This is a genomic window from Nocardiopsis eucommiae (assembly GCF_965344335.1).
GTDB lineage: Bacteria > Actinomycetota > Actinomycetes > Streptosporangiales > Streptosporangiaceae > Nocardiopsis > Nocardiopsis eucommiae.
In genome coordinates this window covers 106452-124231 of record NZ_CBDRIY010000002.1, presented here as the reverse complement: position 1 = coordinate 124231, position 17780 = coordinate 106452, and the positions used below count along the sequence as shown (strand labels likewise).

The following is a 17780-nucleotide window of genomic DNA, read 5'->3' as shown; positions in this document are numbered from 1 at the left end:
GGGACCAGCACTGGGAGGTGAGTGACCGATGCGGACCGAGGGAAACCGACCGGACCACGAGGACGGCCCCGAACCCGAGATCCCCGCCACGGGCGGCCTGTTCCTGGGACATCCGGCCCTGCCCGAGCAACCCGCGGCGCACGACGTCGTCGAACTGTCGGCGGCCACACTGACCCCCTGGCAGGCCGGGGTCGGCGTCGTCGCGCCCTACGACTTCGCGCTCGACCGCGAACTGTGGCGCTGGACGCCGGACGACGTCTCGTTGCTCATCACCCGCCTGCCGTTCGTACGCATCCCGGTGACGGTCCACCAGGCCGCCGCCCTCAGCAAGAGGAAGGGCGTGACCAAGGCGGTCCGCGCCCTGATGGCCCCCGAACCCCTCGCGGTCGGCTACGCCTGCGCCTCGGGCAGCTTCGTCCACGGCGCGGAGGGCGAGCGTGAGCTCCGAAGAACCATGCGGGACGCGGGAGCCCCCGCCGCCGTCACCACCTCGGGCGCGCTGATCCGCGCGCTGCGAGCCCTGGACGTCGGCCGGATCGCGGTGGTCACCCCGTACGTGGACACCGTCACCGACCGGCTCCTCGACTACCTGGAGGAGCACGACGTGGGGGTCACCTCCAGCGTGGGCCTCGGCCTGCTCAGCCACATCTGGAGGGTCACCTACGCCGAGGTCGCCCGCGCGGTGCACGAGGTGGACCGTCCCGACGCGCAGGCGGTGTTCATCAGCTGCACCAACGTCCTCACCTACGACATCATCGCGCCCCTCGAACGTGAGCTGGGCAAACCGGTGATCGCGGCCAACCAGGTCACCATGTGGGACCTGCTCCGGACCGCCGACCACCGGGCCGTGGCCCACGGACAACGGCTGATCGACGCGACGGCCCCCAGCGCCGTGTGACCACCGCCCGGAGGGCGCCCGAGAGCCAAGGAGAACCATGACCCGAGTAGGAATCCTCTATCCCGGTCACAGCGCCGAGGACGACTACGGAACCTTCGCCGGCCTGCTCGGCGGGGGGATCGAGCTCCCCGTGGTGCACACGCTCATGCGCGAGGACGCCCACCGTGTGGACGCCCTGCTGGACGTGGGCAGCGAGGGCGTCCTCGCCAAGGGCGCGCAGGAGCTCACCACGATGGGAGTCGACTCCGCCGTCTGGGCCTGCACGAGCGGCAGCTTCGTGTTCGGCTGGGAGGGCGCGCGGCGCCAGGTGCAGGGGGTGCGGGAGGTGACGGGGGTCCCGACCTCCAGCACGTCCTTCGCGTTCGTGCACGCCCTGAGCCAGCTGCGCGCGTCCCGGGTCGCCATCGCCGCCACCTACCCCGACGACGTCGCCCTGCGCTTCGTGGAGTTCCTGAACGACGCGGGGGTGACCGTGATGTCCATGGCCAGCCACGGCATCGCCACGGCCGCGGAGGTCGGCCACCTCGACCCCGACGACGCACTCGACTTCGTCATCTCCAACGACCACCCCAGGGCCGAGGCGGTCCTGGTCCCGGACACCGCCCTGCACAGCGCCGACCTCATCGAACCGATGGAGGCGCTGCTGGGCAAGACGGTGCTCACCGCCAACCAGGTCAGCATCTGGGAGGGCATCCGGCTCGCCGGTCAGTGTGAGGCGCGGTCCGGTCCGGGGACGCTCTTCCGGTCCGGGGCCTCCGTGGTCCGGAGCGCCTTCGAGGCCGAATAGCCTCGGGGGCCTACCCACGCCCGTTTCGTCACCTTTGAAAGGAATGCCATGCCAGCCCCCGGCCAGCTCAGACCCGTACCCAGGCGGTCCACCGCCGAGCTGATCGCCGACCAGCTGAGATCAGCGATCATGTACGGCTCCCTCGCGCCCGGGGACCAGCTCGGTGAGGCCGAGCTGGCGGGGCGGCTGGGCGTGAGCCGGGGGCCCCTCCGCGAGGCCATGCAGCGCCTGGTCCAGGAGGGTCTGCTCCGCAGTGAACGGCACAGGGGCCTGTTCGTGCGCGAGCTGACCCCGGACGACGTCCGGGACGTCTACGTGGCCCGGCTCGCGGTGGAGCGGACCGCCTGCGAGTTGATCATGCGGGGCAACCGGGGGGAGGCCCTGGCCCGCCTCACCCCGGCCGTGGACCGGCTGGCCGAGGCCGCCGCCAGCGCCGACCGGACCGCGATGAGCGACGCCGACCAGGAGTTCCACCGGACCCTGGTCAGCTGCTCGGGGAACTCGCGCCTGGAACGCATGGCCCAGACCCTCCTGGTGGAGACCCGCATGTGCCTGACCGTGATGCAGGCCGTCTACCCCGAACCCCAGGAGCTCCTGGACGAGCACCGCCGCATCCTGGACGCGATCGTGGACGGCGAGGAGGAACGGCTCCTCACGCTCATCGAGTCGCACATGACCGACACCGTCGCGCGGATCAACGCGGAGACCGGCACCTGATCGGAGACCGCCCCGGGCGGCGTTCCCGCCACCCGAGGCGCCTCCGCCGGGATCAGTCGAGCCCGCCGATCCCCACGTACTTGGTGTCCAGGAACTCGTCGATGCCCACGCGGCCGCCCTCGCGGCCCAGGCCCGAGTGCTTGACCCCGCCGAACGGCGCCGCCGGGTTGGACACCACGCCCTGGTTGAGGCCGACCATGCCGGTCTCCAGGGCCTCACTGACCCGCATGGCCCGGTTCAGGTCCCGGGTGTACAAGTAGCTGACCAGGCCGAACTCGGTGTCGTTGGCGGCTCGGACCGCCTCCTCCTCCGTCTCGAAGGTCAGCACCGGAGCCACCGGGCCGAAGATCTCCGTGGTGGACAGCTCGGCCGCGAACGGGACGTCGGCCAGCACGGTCGGCTGGTAGAAGTGTCCCGGCCCCTCACCGGCGCCGCCGCCGACCAGCACGCGCGCGCCCCGCCGCACGGCGTCGTCCACGAGCCCCTGGACCTTGTCCCGCGCCTTGTCGTCGATCAGCGGGCCCACGTCCGCGCCGTCGTCCAGGCCCCGGCCCAGCCGGAGCGCGCCCATGCGCTCGCTCAGGCGCCGGGAGAACTCCTCCGCGATCCCGGACTGCGCGTAGATCCGGTTGGCCGCGGTGCAGGCCTCCCCGATGTTGCGCATCTTCGCGAGCATCGCCCCGTCCACGGCCGCGTCCAGGTCGGCGTCGTCGAACACCAGGAAGGGCGCGTTCCCGCCCAGCTCCATGGAGGTGCGCAGAACCTGCGGCGCGCTCTGCTCCAGGAGCTTGCGGCCCACGGCGGTGGACCCGGTGAACGACAGCTTGCGGATGCGGCCGTCCGCCAGCAGGGGCTCGGTGATCGCCCCGGGGTTCGTGGTGGGCAGCACGCTCAGCACGCCCTCCGGCAGCCCCGCCTCCGTGAGGATCCCGGCCAGCGCGAGCGCGGAGAGCGGCGTCTGGTGCGCGGGCTTGAGGATCATGGTGCACCCGGAGGCGATGGCCGGCCCGATCTTGCGGGTGCCCATCGCCATGGGGAAGTTCCAGGGGGTGATGAGCATGCAGGGGCCCACCGGCTGGCGCATGATCAGGAAGCGGGACTTCCCGTCCGGCGAGGTGGCGAACCCGCCCTCGATCCGCACGGCCTCCTCGGAGAACCAGCGGAAGAACTCGGCGGCGTAGGCGATCTCCCCGCGCGCCTCGGCCAGCGGCTTGCCCATCTCCAGGGTCATGAGGACGGCGAGCTCCTCCTGCCGCTCCATGAGCAGCTGGAAGCTCCTGTGGAGGATCTCGCCGCGCTCGCGGGGCGCCACCCTGGCCCACCCCGGCTGTGCCCGCTCGGCCGCGTCCAGGGCCTCCATGGCGTCCTCGCGGCCCGCGTCGGCGACGTCGCACAGCACCTTGCGGGTGGACGGGTCCTCGACCGGGAAGGTCGCGCCGGAGGAGGCGTCCCGCCACTTTCCGCCGAGGTGGAGCCTCTTGTCCACCTGTGCGACGACCCGTGCTTCGCGATCCGACATGTTCTCTCCTCCGTCGACGGGCCGACCCGGCTTGGGGCGGCCTGTGGTCAGAACTGCCCGACGTGCGTCCGCTGGACACCGCCGCGCCCCGGATGTTTCCATAGCAGCGTCGATTGTCAACAATCCTACGGAACTCGACACAAGGAATTGAGGCCACCGCATGGCGGAGCTCTCCCCGGTTCTCAAGCAGGCGACCCCGGTCGTCGCGGCGCGAGGCGAGGGTGTCTACATCTACGACGAGGACGACCGTCGTTTCCTCGACTTCACCGCCGGGATCGGCGTGACCAGCACCGGGCACTGCCACCCCAAGGTGGTCGCCGCCGCCCAGGAGCAGGTCGCGACACTGATCCACGGCCAGTACACCACCGTGATGCACCGGCCCCTGCTGCGACTCACCGAACGCCTCGGGGAGGTCCTGCCCGAGGGCATCGACCGCCTGTTCTACGTGAACTCCGGGAGCGAGGCCGTGGAGGCCGCGCTGCGCCTGGCCCGCCAGGCCACCGGCCGTCAGAACGCCGTGGTCTTCCAGGGCTCCTTCCACGGGCGCACCATGGGTGCCGCCTCCCTCACCACGTCCGGGGTGAAGATCCGCGCGGGCATCGGTCCGCTGGCCCCCGGTGTGGTGGTCTCGCCCTTCCCGTACGCGTACCGCCTCGGCCTGTCCGAGGAGGACGCGGTCGCCCACGCTCTGCGGGAGCTCGACTACCAGTTCGCGACGGTGACGTCCCCCCAGGACACCGCCGCCGTGTTCATCGAGCCCGTCCTCGGTGAGGGGGGCTACGTGCCCGTCCCGGACGCCTTCCTCCAGGGGCTGCGGGAGCGCGCCGACAAGCACGGGTTCCTCCTGGTCGTGGACGAGGTCCAGACCGGTTTCGGTCGTACGGGCACGTTCTGGGGCCACGAGCCCTCGGGGATCCGCCCGGACATCGTCATCACCGCGAAGGGCCTGGCCAGCGGCTTCCCGCTGTCCGCGATCGCCGCCCCGGCCGCGATCATGCAGAGGGCCTGGCCGGGCTCCCAGGGCGGCACCTACGGCGGCAACGCGGTCTCCTGCGCGGCCGCCCTGGCCACCCTGGACGTCATCCAGGAGGAGAACCTGGTGGAGAACGCCGCCCGCCAGGGCGAGCGGCTCCAGCAGGGCCTGGTCAAGATCGCGGAGGCGCACCCGGGCATCGGTGACGTCCGTGGCCGCGGCCTGATGCGGGCCAACGAGTTCGTCAAGGAGGACGGCAGCCCGGACGGCGCCGCCGCGCAGCGCGCCCAGCAGGCCGCCGCCCAGAACGGCCTGCTGCTGCTCACCTGCGGCCCGGCGGGCAACGTGGTCCGGTTCATCCCGGCCCTGGTGGTCAACGGCGAGCAGATCGACACGGCCCTCGAGCTGTGGGCCGCCTCCGTGGAGGAGAGCGTCTAGGCCCTGTGGGGCGCCGACCGCCGCGTCGGCGCCCCATGGCCCGCGTCACACCGGAAAACGGCGCGAACGCACTCCAACACCGTGATAGAGTCGGAGACGTCGCAAGGGAGAGCCCAGCTCAACCGGGCGACACACAACTGAAGACCTGCACTCGTAGCTCAATGGATAGAGCATCTGACTACGGATCAGAAGGTTGGGGGTTCGAGTCCTCCCGAGTGCACCACCTTGAGACAGTGGAGAAGCCGCCCGAACTGGTAAAACAGCTCGGGCGGCTTCTTTTGTGGCAGGGGTCGGAGAGCCCTCGTGCGGGCCGCGATGCACATTCAGTGCACATGCCCGGGGCCGAGCCCGGGGTTCGTCCCCGGTAGCGGTCTCAGGCGGCGAGCACCCGCAGACGTGCGGCGTCCATCGCTTCGGCCACCTCGTCCAGACGGTCCGGGAACAGGTGCCCGTACCGGTCCAGGGTCATCGTGGCAGTCGCGTGCCCGAGCATCGATTGCACCACCTTCACGTCGGCCCCGGCGGCGATCGCCAGTGACGCGGCGGTGTGCCGGAGCTTGTGCGGAGTGAGTCCCCGTCCGTCGAGCCCGACTGCCTTCACTGCCTTGCCGAACTCCCGGTTCCGCCAATTGCGCAGCCGCAGTGGAGCGTTTCGGCGCGTGGTGAACAGGAGTTCGCCCTCCCCGCGCCCTTGGACGAACGGGCGGAGTTCATCCACCAGGAACGGCAGCAGGGGCACCGTGCGGAACTTCCCCGATTTGGGAAGCTGTTCGATGAGTTCCCCCTCCACCTCAGCGAAAGCTGTCACCACCCGGATACGCCGTCCGACCAGGTCCACCCGACCCACGCGCAACGCGGCGGCCTCGTTCCAGCGCAGCCCCGTGTAGGCGAGGAGCATGATCAACTGCCGGTTGACGTGCGCGGTCGCCGTGGCCTGGTCGTAGCGGGTGCGCAGTGAACCGGCCGCGTTGGCCAGTGCCTCCACCTGGGCGTGGTCGAGGTAGACGTGTTCGGCTTCGGAGGACTTCGGGAGGGGAACGCCCCGCGCCGGATTGGCGGACAGCCGCCGGGGCACGCACCACTGCAAGACCATCGACAGCACCCCGTGCGCCCGTCTGGTCTGCGAGGCCCCGAGGTTCGCGCCGCCCTGTTCCCGCGGCTTCTGGAGCCCGGCCACCCACACGGCGACGTCCTCCCCGTGGATTGCCGAGAGCGGGAGATCCGCCCAGCGGGGGAGGACGTGCGAGTCAAGCAGAGAACGGTACTTCCACCAGGTGGACCGTTTGATGTCGGTCCGGGTGCTCAGCCACTTCTCAGCCATCTGCCCGAGGGTGACCTTCGCGGCCGAGGGGTCGCGGTAGGAGCCTTCGTGCAGGCTGTTCTCGATCTCGGTCTGCTTCTTCTCGGCGTCCGGCTTCTTCTTGAAGGTCCCGGCGCTCTTCATGCGGCCGGCCGGATCGTAGTAACGGACCATCCACCGGGCGGGAGGGGTCCGCTTGGCCTCCTTGGCCTTCTCCACCGCTTGGACGTACGCCTTGTCCTTGGTGCGGTCGTAGACCCATGCACGAGCCATCGGGGGTTGCCTTTCCAGGTAGGGGAGCGGTCAGCGGGAGGTGACCCACGCCAGGACTTCTGAGGGCACGTAGCGGACGTAGCGGCCGATGCGGTGGGACGGGGGCCCGTCGCCCTTGTAGCGCCACTCGTAGAGGGTCTTGGCGGGCACCCGGAGGTAGGACGCGGTGTCGGTGACCGACCACAGGCCCGTCTCCGAGGTGGAGCGGGGTCCGGTGGGGGTGGTCGCGGTGCTCATGCGGCCCTCGTTTCGTCAGTTGCCGAAGAGTCGTGTTGGCGTGCGGCGTCGAGTTGGGTTCGGCGTTTGAGCGCTTCGCCCACGGCGCGCAGGAGGCGTTGTTCTCGGGGCGCGACGTCGGGGTCGGTGGGGCGTGCGAGTTCCCAGGCGAAGTCTCCGGAGTTGACCGAGGCCAGCACCGGAGGACGCGGGCGTTCGTTCTCGCCCTGGTCCTCGTTGGTGGGGTCGACTCCGAGGGTGTCCAGGACCCAGGCCAACCGGTCCGCCTTGTGATCGGCGAGGGTCTTGCCGGACCACTTCCGGGAGACCAGGACGCGGCGTCCGGCGTATCCGAGGTGTTCGCGTCGGTGGGCTTTGGAGCGGCAGAACCCGGGGCGCTGACCGGCTTTGGGGTCTTGGGGTTGGATGCCGTAGCGCAGCCAGTTCGAGCACCGAGGCGAACAGGGTTCAAAGCGGAGGGTTTCCATGAGCCGGTCCACGTGCTGTTCCTGCCGGGTCGTCTCGGCCGCGTGGCAGTCCGCGATGTCCTTGGTCAGGTACTTGGCCAGGTAGCGCACACACCGAGCGGCGTCCTCGGTCCCAGCCACGACCCCCTTGGCGTCGACCTGCTTTCCGAACCGCACCACGTGGAAGGGTTCCGGATCGGGGTCGGTGTCGATCTCGTCCAGCGCTTCATCCCAGGTCGGGAGGACTTCCCCGGTCGTCATGTCGACATAGCCACCTATGGATTCCTCCCACACCGGCAGGTGTTCGCCCTCGTATCGGACGGTGTCTGCGGCGGGCCACCAGACTTGGTGGTAGGTCGCGGCGGCGATCTGACGTAGCTCAGCCCGGGGCAGAGTTCCACGGGTGGCCATGTGTAGATGTGGAGCCAGGCGCCGTTGGGGTTCGACGGCGGCGAAGTACTGGACGTCGAATCCGGCGACCCGGCGGAGGTTCTGCACGAAGCGGTCCACGAGCTTGGAGAAGTGCAGGGTGTCCCGGGCGGCTCGCCGGTAGTCGTAGGTCGAGAAGTCGACAGGGGTGCCATCGGAACGCACTCGCCCGTAGGAGTCCAGCGTCAGGGTCAGGAACAGCGAGGGGCGGAACACCTTCCCGGAGCCGGGGTCGGTGAACGCACGGCCGACCGTCTTCCTGGTCATGGGTCGCTTGGGCAGGTCGGGGGCGTCTTGGCGGCGTTTGGTGGAGCGGACCCGACGCGGCCCCGACTCGGAAGAAGCGGAGCGGGTGACCGATCCTCGTAGCCCGGAGGCGGTGATCTCTTCGTCCAGGTCCGCGATGGCAGCGTCCAGGGCGGAGAGTTGTTCGGGTTCAGCGGCCCCGGTCGCGGCGAGCCTGTCGCGTTCGGCTGCGACCATGGCCCGCTGTTCCACCCAGCCTTGCTGCTGTTCTGTGGGTGGGTCAGGCTCTACGACGGGTTCGGTGGTCAGGTGCCAGCCCTCTTCGCACTGGGACCGGCGCAGGGAGCGTTTCCTCTTTGCGCAGGCCGGACACCGCGATTCCAGGGTGGAGCCGCAGGGGACGTCGATCACCTCGGTGGCACCGGTCGCGATGTTCATGCGTCGAAGAGAGACCGGTCGGATGCACACGCCGTGGTCGGCGGCGACCTGTTCGGCCACCTCACGGGCCAGGGGTTGCGCGAGCCGTTCGGCGCGGGTGGACTTACCGGTAGGAGTCGGCATCAGCGCCACCCCCACAACCACAGAGCGGGAGCCCCCACCTCATGCAGCTCAAGAGACCACGGGTGCGGTACCTCGTCCTGACCATCAGCATGGTCGCGCTCTACGTGGCGCTGATCCTGGTCGAACCCGCCTTCACGAACCGCACCATGTCGGGGACGTCCTTGATGGTGTGGTCGGTGTGCCTGGTCATGGCCATCGTGATCTACCGGTTCGATCGAAAGCGGTATAGCGTGCATCAGGCCGTCCCACCGCCCGAGGAAGAGCCCACCGCGTAGCTCTCAGCCATGGTGGTGATGTCGTCATCGCAGACGAACGCGGCCCGTACCCGTACCGGGGATGGCGAGGTCTCCAGGCGGACGTAGGCCACTCCGGGAAGGGTGGGGTCGATCAGGTGCGCCTCAGCCCCGCGTTCCCTGGCCCCTTCTCCGAGGACCATGTCCACCTGTGATGCCTCATCCAGGCGAAGGGCGATCTTGTCGGGGAAGAGGTTGCGCAGGTTCAGGACCTCCTTGCGGGGGTCTTGGAGGGCGGCCAGGACGCAGAAGCCGACCGAGCGTCCTTGTGAGGTCAGGGTGGCGATGGCGTTCTCCGAGCGGCGGCGGACGTCACGGTCGGGGTGGTAGGCGGTCAGGAACGCGACTTCGTCCAGGACCACGACCACGAACGGATCAGCCGTGGTCGGAGTGTGCGAGCGCTGCTTACCCGCATACCGTTCGGCGCGTTCCTGCATCTGCGCCACCGCGAGTTCGAGCAGAGCCACCGCGGATTCCCCCGTGTCGGCGTAGCGGGAGAACAACTCTCTCCCGTAGGCGAGTTCCATGCGTTTGGGGTCGATCCCCCACACCTGCGCGGACCCGTCAGCGATGGCGGGGAGCATGGCCCGGATAGCGGACCACAGCACGGAACCCTTCCCGGCACCGGTGACGCCGACGACCAAGACGTGGGTTCCGTGCAGGCGGAGTTTCCACAGGGTGCCGTCCTCACGCTTGCCCACCGGGAGCGCCGCCAGGTCGGGGCACTCGGGGACTGGGAGTGCGTCGAGGGGTTCGGCGAGGGTGTCGTGTCGAGGGAACTCCAAGGTGATGTCGCGAGGCCCGTTGACGGTGACGCGGCAGGAGGGTGCGGCGAACCCGTGCGCCAACTCGATGACACGGTGTTCGAAGTCGGTCGGGGAGGTTCCGGCGACCAGGGAGACGCGGACGTGGTCGGCCCGGTCGTTGCAGCGCACCGAGCGGATGCGGGGCAGGTAGCGGCGTTCCTGGTAGGACTCCGCCAACCCGGAGATCACCAGCACGGGTTGCCAGTGCCTGCGGTACACGACCAGGTGTCGCCACCAGGCCAGCAGCCGCCACGTGACGCAGTACCGGTACGAGGTCGGCCAGGTACGCCACCACACCAACGAGACGACAGCCAGGCCCCCGGCCAGGGCAGCGAGGCCGACCCATCCGAAGAACCACCAGGACGCGGCCACGAAGGTGGACGAGGTGACCATGACGGGGAAGCGGAACGGCAGCGACACCACCAGGCGCACCAGCAGGTAGATCCAGGAGCCCAACACGACGATGCCGGGAGTCTCCACGATCGGAGTCGTCCACCGAACCCCCTGAGCCGGGGTCGGCAACGTGGGGGAGGACTGAGAGGCCCCGATCTTGGGTTGGCGCATCATCACCGGCCACCCCAGTTCAGAGCCTCAGCAGCGGCGATCTCCGCCCAGAGCAGGTCGGAGTCAGCACGAGCGCAGGCAGCGAACCGGGCCGCGTCGGGGTTGCCGTCCCGCTCAGCGATGGCGGCGAAGATCCGGGACTTGAAGTCGAAGAACTCCGCCCGCTCCGCCTTGGTCGTGCGCGGCTTGTCGTAGGCGGCCAGGAACACCCGCACCAGCTCAGGGCCGGACAGGCAGGACAGGTCTTCGGGAATCTGGGACATACTGGGGGCACCTCTTCTGAGATTTCGCAGTCCAGCAGGGGGTTAAAGGGGCGGCCGAGGTGTTCCAGCACCAGGCCGCCCCGTCATGTGTCCAGGTCAGGCAGCGTCCTTCACCTGCGACTTGGCACGGCCAGCAGAACCGGGGGTCTTCACGCCCCGAGCCCGCAGGGAGTAGGCCACCCGGGGACGACGACCCGAGTCGTCCACGTAGGGCATGACCGCCATCGCTTCGAACTCGATCGGGCGAAACGGCAGACCGGGAACCTCGTCCGGCAAAGTGGGGCACACGTTCGCGGCGACCTTGACCTTCACCGACTTGGCCTTGCCCCGCGCTTCGGGGTCAGCGTCGATCACGTCCACCGCCCACAACGGCAGCCCCGAGTCCTTGTCCATCTGCGGACGCTTGGTCTCAAAGTCCGTGATCGCTTCCACCCCCAGCGCGAACGCACCAGCGGGGAAGACCACGTCGAACGCGACCGGCAACGCACCCTGAATAGCCATCTGATCAGCCTCTTCTCATAGTTCATGCAGGTCAGAGTCTCGGTTGGGATCACTCTCGATCCCTCAAGCCAAGGAATCGATACATGTATAGCATGTATCGAAGGTGGTGGCCAGGGATCACCGGACACCGTGGTCTGCTGTTGTCCTCCTCGCCCCACTGGGGAGGGTTGTCGGTACGGTTCCACTGTGCCCCGCAGGGCCGGGACGGGATCACTACATGGCTGGACGTGTTCAGGACGTCTCGATACTGTGAGCGCGTCCCCACCCGTCCGAACGAACTCCGAGGTCCATGGCGAACGAGAGGTTGCGAGCCGCGCTGCTCCAGCGTGCTGCCACCCCCGCCGATCTCGCCCGCCACATCGGGGTGGACGCCAAGAGCGTGGAGCGCTGGATCACCCAGGGACGCACCCCCTACCGCAAGCACCGATTCGCGGCGGCGACGTACCTGGGTGTCGAGGAGAACTACCTGTGGCCGGAGGCCCTGCCACCCGAGCAGCACAAGGCCGCTTCCCAAAGCGAGATCGTCGAGATCTATCCACACCGGTGGACCGTGCCCACGGACCTGTGGAAGCGCTTGTTCACCGAGGCAGAGCAGGAGATCTCCGTCTTGGTGTTCAGTGGGTTCTTCATGGCTGACGATCCGAGCATGATCAAGCTGTTGGCCGACAAGGCCAAAGCCGGTGTTCGGGTGCGGATCATGCTGGGTGACCCCGACAGTGAGGCGGTTGCCCAACGGGGCCGAGATGAGGGCCTGGACGAGTTGTTCGCTTCCAAGATCAGGAACGTGATCGTGCTCTACCGGAGCCTTCGCCAGGTCGAGGGCATCGAGTTCCGCCTACACGGGACGACGCTGTACAACTCGATCTACCAGGCCGACGACCAGATGATCGTCAACACCCATGTCTACGGCGCCATGGCGTCCGAGGCCCCGGTGTTCCATCTGCGCAAGATCCCCGGTGGTGACATGGTGAGCACCTACCAGGAGAGCTACGAGAAGGTCTGGCAACTCGCGTCCCCGCTGGACTGAGTAAGGTCGCACGCATGGGCAAGCGGATTGACTACTACAACGACCCCCAGGCCCCGGCCGCCAACAGCCTCGTCCCATCCGTGAACGTGTTTGTGGTCAACGACCACGACGAAGTCCTGATGATCCGCCGCAGCGACAACAACAACTGGGCCGTGCCCGGTGGCGCGGTGGACCTGGGCGAATCCGTCCCGGAAGCCGCGGTACGCGAGACCCTGGAAGAGACCGGCATCCACTGCGAGATCACCGGGATCAACGGGATCTACAGCGACCCGAAGCACATCATCTTCTACACCAGCGACGGCGAGGCCCGCCAAGAGTTCTCGTTGGTCTTCACCGCACGCCCGGTGTCCGGCGAACCCACCCCGAGCGACGAGTCCAAAGAAGTTGTGTGGGTGCCCAAGGCCGAGCTTGCCGGGTACCGGATGGACCGTTCCATGCGCCTACGCGTGGACCAGTTCCTCACCGAAGGCCCCACCCACATCGGGTGAGCGGTCAGCCCACCTCGGCCAGGCGCTGTTGCACCGAGCGCACCGAGGCCGTCAGCAGTGGTGAGGACCGGGAGATGGACCGGTGCACCAGGTGCTCGGGCGGGTAGCGGTTCAGGATCTCCGACAACCGGCGCTCCACCGCCAAGTGGTTCCCGTCCGGGCCGGTGGTCATGTCCGAGTAGGTGAGTGCGTCCAGCAGATCATCCCGGGGCGGAGCGAACTCGCCCTTGAGCACGTCCACCAGCCCCCGTTCCTCGGCTTCCACCACCGCGCAGGAGTGGTAGGCCACCAGGGACACCAAGGTCTCGTCCGCCTCCTGGACGTCGCGCAGGTACCGGGCACCGTCGAGCGGGTGAAAGCCCGTGGTGGCCAGGTCGGGTGTGTACCCGATGTCGTGCAGCCAGGCGGAGGACTCCACCAAGTCGGCATGTTCGCCGAGCACCGCGCGCAGGGACCACGCCCGTTCGGCTACCCCCTGGGAGTGCGCCCAGCGACGGGGAAGCGGTCCTTCGAGCAGTTCTCGCGCGAGATCCCGCGCCCAGTGAACATGTCCCACATGCACCAGGCTAGCGGGAGCCCTCTCCGTCCCCAGCGACGAACCTGCCCTTACCGTGTACGGCGACCACGAGCCCGGTCCCCTCCAGCTCAGAGAGCGCCTGACGAGCCGTCCCCCGCGAGACCCCGTACTGACGCACCAACGCCGCCTCACTCGGGAGCCCGGCACCAGGGGCCAGCTCGCCGCTGGTGATCTGTTTCCGGAGTGCGGCGGCGATGCGTCGGTACTGCGCGGGAGGAGGCCCGTCCTCCAGGGCCGCTTCCCGTTCCTGGGGAGTACAGACCACGCGACCTGTACCCGGCAGAGCCTTGATCAGACGCTCCGACTTCAGTTCAGCCAGAGCCCGACGCACCGTCGTGCGAGCCACCCCGAACTCCTGGCCGAGAGCGGCCTCGGACGGGAGCGCGTCACCTGGAGTCAGGTCCCCGCTGGTGATGCGGGATCGCAGGGCGTCTGCGATCTGGTGGTAGGTCCCCCACGGGGTACGCGGGCTCAAACGGGTTCCTCCAGAACGAACAGGTGGGCAAAACGACGTCTAGACAACTCACTTGGCCAAGTGGGTTGGCAAAGCGATACCGCCAGTATGGCTGGGACATGTACATGACGTCCTGTTGTACATCTCGCATGTACGCCCGCCGATGCCGACCAGGCCCGAGAGCCTTCCCCTCGGTCAGCATCAGGCGAAGACAGCGTTATCGGCCCACGGTCGGCCCTGCCCCCTCCAGCCCTCCGCCGGAGAGGTCGGGACGGAACCGGCTTTCGGTGACCTGATCTTCCGAACCACGCGAGCGACCGATGCCGCTTGGTGGATGCATGAGTTGGTGGGCGAAGGTCTCCACGTCCTCTTCGATCAACGTGGGTGCATGTGTGCACTCGGGATCTCTCGTGGTCGCCACCCACAACCCGCCATTGCGGCGGATCGTCCACTCCCGCGCGAACTGACGTTGGAGAAGGAGCAACAGCGTCGTGGGGCGTTCCTCAGCCGTCATGACGCCATCACCTCCGTGCGAGAGATTTCCAGCAGCAGTTCCAGCCCAAGCCAGGATTGGTCAACCAGTTCCACCACACGATGCTTCTCGGCATGCAGGACGTAGGGCCGAACCACACAGGCCAGGGGCGCGACGGGGTGAGCCGGAGGGGGCGGGGTGAACGGCAGTGGCTTGCACGGTTCAGGCCGCACGGCCCGCAGTGTCGTAGGCCTTCGCTCCCGACTGCGTGGGATCAGGTTCCGCATGGTCACCTCTCTTCAGGTCAGGTGAAGCTCGCGGCGAGATCGCAGGATGTGCCGGAGCCCTCTTCCATGCGGAAACGATGCTCTGAGTGAGCGGACATGTGTACCACGTATTGGACAACTGGAGGGACGTCTAGGGACGTCTTCTGTTATCGTCAGGTTCCCGTACCCCGGAGGGCACCGCCGTGAACGTTGCACTGCGCAAGGCACTGACCGCGTCCCAACTCACCGAGACCGACGTAGCCGCACACCTCGACGTGGACCCCAAGACCGTCCGCCGCTGGCTCTCCGGCCAACGCCCCTACCCCCGGCACCGTTGGGCACTGGCCGACCTGCTCAGGTCAGACGAGGGGAGCCTCTGGCCGGAGCAGAGCCAGACAACCGAGGACAGTCCCCCAATCTCCGAGCACGCCCACCGTGTCTACGCGCACCGCTGGCAAGTTCCGCGGCAAGTCTGGTACGACCTTTTCAGCGAAGCGGAACAGGAGATTGGGATCCTGGTCTATAGCGGCCTATTCCTAGCCGACGATGCAGGAATCTTGAAGCTTTTAGAGGACCGCGCGAATAGTGGCGTAAGCATCCGCATAGTCCTTGGAGATCCTGGATCACAGCGGGTGAGGCAACGCGGGCAGGAGGAGAAAATAGGTGAGATCCTTGCATCTAGAGCTGAAAACGCGCTTCTGCTCTTCCGAAAGCTTATCGAAATCGACGGAGTAGAACTTCGCACCCACTCCACCACTCTCTATAATTCCGTCTATCTCACAGAAGGGAGATTGATCGTGAATCAACACGTCTATGGGCTTCCAGCGGCAGAGTCTCCCGTTATGGAAATCGATCGACTCCAGCAATCATCGTTGTACGAAACCTACTTGAGAAGCTTTGAGAAAGTATGGCAGGCGACCATGAATCCCGAAAAATGATCGGATGCATTAACCCAATCGTCTTAACATAACGAGGCTTCTAAATATCCCTCAGAGTGCTAAAGATTTGGTTGATTTGCGCCGCCTCGGAACTCTTGGAGGCACCCCCAGAGCTCAATCTTGAGAAGCTACCCACTTTATCCGAGCTCACCTGCTCCGCTAGGCCGCGTGCTGCAGCATCATCGTAAGTGTGGATACCATTTTGCCGAGCATACTCAAGCATCTCAGGAATAGCGTAATCGTACTCGCCATCTTCGGCTTCCGAAAAAGCCCTATCGATCAATTCCGCTATGGTGAGATCCACGTACTCCGTCACTTCCCGGGGAATCGGAGCGACAATCTGCTGCAGCATGCTCTCTGCGTACGTTGCATTATCCCAGTCACTCATGTCGTCGGCAATGAATTTGGTCGCGCCCAAAGTCACTTTTGCTAAATATTTCTCCATGAAATCGTGTTTGCTCTTAAATATCGCATTTACTAGTTCGACTAGATTTTCGGGGTCGTCCCATCTTCCAATGTACTCACCTGAATCCAGTAACGCCAAGCCGTGCTCCAGCATCCCCGGATCTACGAAAATATCCGAAAGCTTAATTCGCTCAGCCAAGATCATTGCAGTATAGGATGCCTCTTCAGAACTATCCGGATTAGAAAAATGATCCAAGCGTTCCAAGCAAGCAGACTTCAATTCTCTGTCGTTTTTAAAAGATTGACCTTCTGGCGTCTCTATCAGGACGCGTACATTTGCATACTCGCGCAGCGTGGAGGCGGATTTTACTAGATTTACTAAAATCTGACGTTCCCCACGGATTCGTGCCCCCATGTAATCTCGAATCGAAGGGTTATGATACGCAACCGTGCTTTCTCTCCCACGGTCCTGGCCAATAGTCACCATGGAGTTTTCAAGGACTTTAAGCGACCTTCTAAAATCTAAAGGTGAGGAAGTAGCTCCCAGGACGGACCGGTATCTAAAGTAGGCATCCTTTAGCATATTAAGGAGGCAAGGTTGAATAGTTAGCATGATCTCCAGAAGGTGTACGCTTGCCTCGTCTAATTGCTCGGCGACAATATGTTCCCACAATCGCGTCGGGTTCTCCAGGTTTTCAAGAACGAACTTTGCCGGAGTCACGTGTGGATCAAGTGAGGTCAAACGAAAAAGGTCAATCGCGGTAGTTACCAGTCGTGGGTTGAACCCGCGATGATTGATAATTCTTAGATAGGATTCCCTTTCTGAAAATTGCCTTTTTCCTGCCAGGTCCAAACTTGAAAAGTAGACATGATTGTAGAGGATTTTGGCCCGGATAGATGGGGCGTAGTCAGCTAGATTGACCAAGCTCTTCCAAGGATCAAAATCAAACCGCGCCACTGGCTCATACTGAAGTTTTGCCTGTTCAAGGATATAGTCTCTTGTTGTCAGGACAAACTTTTTATTATGTGCGCGACTCACACGACTCAGGGTTTTCAGAATTCGGCTATCTTCGTTCTTCCCAAGCTTTTCATGGGCAGAAGTTTGTCCCAAAAAATCATCATAGAGATAGAGTTGAGGGGCCTCTTCATCCCAAGTATCGTAAACCTCATTTATGTTTTCTGATATCTCTATAATTTCGTACCCTTCCTGCATTGCCTGGATCGCAAGAATGTGGGAGAGAGTAGTCTTTCCGATGCCTGGGAGTCCAGAAATTATACAGACATTTCTTTCTTGAAGTAAATCCTGAGCTCGACGGAGGCTGGGATTCTCTACGTAGGTTAGAGTTGCCTCTTCAATCTCCTCACGCAAAAAGCTTGACCTCAGGAGAACGCCCTTGGAAAGTAAAGTCTGAAACACTGAAGAACTACTCAGCCACAACCTAAGATGTCGCCTTACAATATCACTCCTCCTTCCAAGGAGAGAAACTATCTCACTCAGGCCGATTATGTCGGATGGGTTTTTTATATAGGGATCGAATGCTTCCATAATTTTATCTTTGGAACCTGGGGTCAGTGGGCATGTCGTGATCAAAATATAGCGATCGGGGTCTTGTGCACGTACCTTTGGCAGCTCCTCCTTCTTGAGCTTGCTGATTAATGTCCCCCTCGTGCTCTTTGGCCAATGCTTGCATTGTGCTATTATTTTGTTTTCCTTATTGAAAAAGTACCGCAAGTCTATTCCACCGTCAGGTCCAGGTGTGAATATCTCAAAGGGCAGAGAGAGGGTCTCTTGCAGAATGTCCTGGCAAAGGACCTCAAAGTCAAAATCAGTCAACCTTCCCAGGTCGAAATGATCCATTTCTTCTCTCGTTTCTTCTGTGTTCTTTGCCGAGTTGGGCTGTA

General features: G+C 65.1%; 18 protein-coding genes and 1 tRNA gene. 9 read left to right on the top strand and 10 right to left on the bottom strand.

Going from position 1 to position 17780, the window contains the following annotated elements:
- Nucleotides 1–28: 28 nt before the first annotated feature.
- From ACRWK8_RS02085 to ACRWK8_RS02075, 3 genes are read left to right on the top strand one after another with little or no spacing between them, the layout of a single operon-like run.
- The gene (locus ACRWK8_RS02085) at nucleotides 29–898 is read left to right on the top strand and encodes a maleate cis-trans isomerase family protein (protein ID WP_378735538.1); all 870 of its coding nucleotides are present in this window, start codon (nucleotides 29–31) and stop codon (nucleotides 896–898) included.
- Between the two features lie 37 nt (nucleotides 899–935).
- Nucleotides 936–1685: a maleate cis-trans isomerase family protein gene (locus ACRWK8_RS02080; protein ID WP_378735540.1), complete on the top strand. Its 750-nt coding sequence runs from the start codon at nucleotides 936–938 to the stop codon at nucleotides 1683–1685.
- 48 nt (nucleotides 1686–1733) lie between these two features.
- Complete coding sequence (locus ACRWK8_RS02075) at nucleotides 1734–2402, top strand: GntR family transcriptional regulator (RefSeq protein ID WP_378735542.1); 669 nt, start codon at nucleotides 1734–1736, stop codon at nucleotides 2400–2402.
- Nucleotides 2403–2454: 52 nt separating this feature from the next.
- On the opposite strand, the gene ACRWK8_RS02070 is transcribed toward ACRWK8_RS02075, so the two are convergent.
- A complete protein-coding gene (locus ACRWK8_RS02070; RefSeq protein WP_378735544.1) occupies nucleotides 2455–3921 on the bottom strand; it encodes an NAD-dependent succinate-semialdehyde dehydrogenase in 1467 nt (488 codons plus the stop codon).
- A 160-nt stretch (nucleotides 3922–4081) separates the two neighbouring features.
- On the opposite strand from ACRWK8_RS02070, the gene ACRWK8_RS02065 reads away from it, so the two are divergent.
- Both ACRWK8_RS02065 and ACRWK8_RS02060 read left to right on the top strand, forming a co-directional pair.
- Nucleotides 4082–5332: an aspartate aminotransferase family protein gene (locus ACRWK8_RS02065; protein ID WP_378735546.1), complete on the top strand. Its 1251-nt coding sequence runs from the start codon at nucleotides 4082–4084 to the stop codon at nucleotides 5330–5332.
- Between the two features lie 147 nt (nucleotides 5333–5479).
- Nucleotides 5480–5555, top strand: a tRNA-Arg gene (locus ACRWK8_RS02060).
- A gap of 150 nt (nucleotides 5556–5705) precedes the next feature.
- Here the strand turns inward: ACRWK8_RS02060 and ACRWK8_RS02055 are convergent.
- The 3 genes from ACRWK8_RS02055 to ACRWK8_RS02045 are packed head-to-tail and all read right to left on the bottom strand — an operon-like array spanning nucleotide 5706 to nucleotide 8824.
- Nucleotides 5706–6905: a tyrosine-type recombinase/integrase gene (locus tag ACRWK8_RS02055; RefSeq protein ID WP_431867979.1), complete on the bottom strand. Its 1200-nt coding sequence runs from the start codon at nucleotides 6903–6905 to the stop codon at nucleotides 5706–5708.
- A 30-nt stretch (nucleotides 6906–6935) separates the two neighbouring features.
- The gene (locus ACRWK8_RS02050) at nucleotides 6936–7142 is read right to left on the bottom strand and encodes a helix-turn-helix transcriptional regulator (protein WP_431867977.1); all 207 of its coding nucleotides are present in this window, start codon (nucleotides 7140–7142) and stop codon (nucleotides 6936–6938) included.
- On the bottom strand, nucleotides 7139–8824 hold the full coding sequence (locus ACRWK8_RS02045) for a replication initiator (protein ID WP_431867975.1): 1686 nt from the start codon (nucleotides 8822–8824) through the stop codon (nucleotides 7139–7141). Before ACRWK8_RS02045 ends, ACRWK8_RS02050 begins: the two co-directional genes overlap by 4 nt.
- A 41-nt stretch (nucleotides 8825–8865) precedes the next feature.
- Here ACRWK8_RS02045 and ACRWK8_RS02040 point away from each other — a divergent pair, with 41 nt between their 5' ends.
- Nucleotides 8866–9099, top strand: coding sequence for a hypothetical protein (locus tag ACRWK8_RS02040; protein ID WP_431867973.1), 234 nt, complete (start codon nucleotides 8866–8868; stop codon nucleotides 9097–9099).
- On the opposite strand, the gene ACRWK8_RS02035 is transcribed toward ACRWK8_RS02040, so the two are convergent.
- From ACRWK8_RS02035 to ACRWK8_RS02025, 3 genes are all read right to left on the bottom strand, one after another.
- On the bottom strand, nucleotides 9060–10490 hold the full coding sequence (locus ACRWK8_RS02035; protein WP_431867971.1) for a type IV secretory system conjugative DNA transfer family protein: 1431 nt from the start codon (nucleotides 10488–10490) through the stop codon (nucleotides 9060–9062). The two genes, ACRWK8_RS02040 and ACRWK8_RS02035, sit on opposite strands and share 40 nt — an antisense overlap.
- On the bottom strand, nucleotides 10490–10750 hold the full coding sequence (locus tag ACRWK8_RS02030; RefSeq protein WP_431867969.1) for a hypothetical protein: 261 nt from the start codon (nucleotides 10748–10750) through the stop codon (nucleotides 10490–10492). The genes ACRWK8_RS02035 and ACRWK8_RS02030 overlap by 1 nt, the downstream gene beginning before the upstream one ends.
- Nucleotides 10751–10846: 96 nt before the next feature.
- Entirely contained in the window at nucleotides 10847–11251 is a 405-nt protein-coding gene (locus tag ACRWK8_RS02025) for a plasmid replication, integration and excision activator (protein ID WP_431867967.1), read from the bottom strand.
- A gap of 289 nt (nucleotides 11252–11540) precedes the next feature.
- Between ACRWK8_RS02025 and ACRWK8_RS02020 the strand changes: the two genes are divergently transcribed.
- Complete coding sequence (locus ACRWK8_RS02020) at nucleotides 11541–12278, top strand: DUF5919 domain-containing protein (RefSeq protein WP_431867965.1); 738 nt, start codon at nucleotides 11541–11543, stop codon at nucleotides 12276–12278.
- Nucleotides 12279–12292: 14 nt separating this feature from the next.
- Nucleotides 12293–12766, top strand: a complete 474-nt coding sequence (locus ACRWK8_RS02015; RefSeq protein WP_431867963.1) for an NUDIX hydrolase — start codon at nucleotides 12293–12295, stop codon at nucleotides 12764–12766.
- 4 nt (nucleotides 12767–12770) lie between these two features.
- Here ACRWK8_RS02015 and ACRWK8_RS02010 read toward each other — a convergent pair whose 3' ends face one another.
- Nucleotides 12771–13322, bottom strand: coding sequence for an HD domain-containing protein (locus ACRWK8_RS02010; protein ID WP_431867961.1), 552 nt, complete (start codon nucleotides 13320–13322; stop codon nucleotides 12771–12773).
- Nucleotides 13323–13332: 10 nt separating this feature from the next.
- A complete protein-coding gene (locus ACRWK8_RS02005; RefSeq protein ID WP_431867959.1) occupies nucleotides 13333–13818 on the bottom strand; it encodes a GntR family transcriptional regulator in 486 nt (161 codons plus the stop codon).
- 920 nt (nucleotides 13819–14738) lie between these two features.
- On the opposite strand from ACRWK8_RS02005, the gene ACRWK8_RS02000 reads away from it, so the two are divergent.
- Complete coding sequence (locus ACRWK8_RS02000) at nucleotides 14739–15473, top strand: XRE family transcriptional regulator (protein WP_431867957.1); 735 nt, start codon at nucleotides 14739–14741, stop codon at nucleotides 15471–15473.
- Between the two features lie 40 nt (nucleotides 15474–15513).
- Here the strand turns inward: ACRWK8_RS02000 and ACRWK8_RS01995 are convergent, their stop codons facing one another.
- Nucleotides 15514–17736, bottom strand: a complete 2223-nt coding sequence (locus tag ACRWK8_RS01995; protein WP_431867955.1) for an nSTAND3 domain-containing NTPase — start codon at nucleotides 17734–17736, stop codon at nucleotides 15514–15516.
- Nucleotides 17737–17780: the final 44 nt, after the last annotated feature.

What these genes read in the sequence shown, in the direction of transcription:
- ACRWK8_RS02085 (WP_378735538.1), top strand. Translation starts at nt 29, where the DNA reads ATGCGGACCGAGGGAAACCGACCGGACCACGAGGACGGCCCCGAACCC.
- ACRWK8_RS02080 (WP_378735540.1), top strand. Translation starts at nt 936, where the DNA reads ATGACCCGAGTAGGAATCCTCTATCCCGGTCACAGCGCCGAGGACGAC.
- ACRWK8_RS02075 (WP_378735542.1), top strand. Translation starts at nt 1,734, where the DNA reads ATGCCAGCCCCCGGCCAGCTCAGACCCGTACCCAGGCGGTCCACCGCC.
- ACRWK8_RS02070 (WP_378735544.1), bottom strand. Translation starts at nt 3,921, where the DNA reads ATGTCGGATCGCGAAGCACGGGTCGTCGCACAGGTGGACAAGAGGCTC.
- ACRWK8_RS02065 (WP_378735546.1), top strand. Translation starts at nt 4,082, where the DNA reads ATGGCGGAGCTCTCCCCGGTTCTCAAGCAGGCGACCCCGGTCGTCGCG.
- ACRWK8_RS02055 (WP_431867979.1), bottom strand. Translation starts at nt 6,905, where the DNA reads ATGGCTCGTGCATGGGTCTACGACCGCACCAAGGACAAGGCGTACGTC.
- ACRWK8_RS02050 (WP_431867977.1), bottom strand. Translation starts at nt 7,142, where the DNA reads ATGAGCACCGCGACCACCCCCACCGGACCCCGCTCCACCTCGGAGACG.
- ACRWK8_RS02045 (WP_431867975.1), bottom strand. Translation starts at nt 8,824, where the DNA reads ATGCCGACTCCTACCGGTAAGTCCACCCGCGCCGAACGGCTCGCGCAA.
- ACRWK8_RS02040 (WP_431867973.1), top strand. Translation starts at nt 8,866, where the DNA reads ATGCAGCTCAAGAGACCACGGGTGCGGTACCTCGTCCTGACCATCAGC.
- ACRWK8_RS02035 (WP_431867971.1), bottom strand. Translation starts at nt 10,490, where the DNA reads ATGATGCGCCAACCCAAGATCGGGGCCTCTCAGTCCTCCCCCACGTTG.
- ACRWK8_RS02030 (WP_431867969.1), bottom strand. Translation starts at nt 10,750, where the DNA reads ATGTCCCAGATTCCCGAAGACCTGTCCTGCCTGTCCGGCCCTGAGCTG.
- ACRWK8_RS02025 (WP_431867967.1), bottom strand. Translation starts at nt 11,251, where the DNA reads ATGGCTATTCAGGGTGCGTTGCCGGTCGCGTTCGACGTGGTCTTCCCC.
- ACRWK8_RS02020 (WP_431867965.1), top strand. Translation starts at nt 11,541, where the DNA reads ATGGCGAACGAGAGGTTGCGAGCCGCGCTGCTCCAGCGTGCTGCCACC.
- ACRWK8_RS02015 (WP_431867963.1), top strand. Translation starts at nt 12,293, where the DNA reads ATGGGCAAGCGGATTGACTACTACAACGACCCCCAGGCCCCGGCCGCC.
- ACRWK8_RS01995 (WP_431867955.1), bottom strand. Translation starts at nt 17,736, where the DNA reads ATGGATCATTTCGACCTGGGAAGGTTGACTGATTTTGACTTTGAGGTC.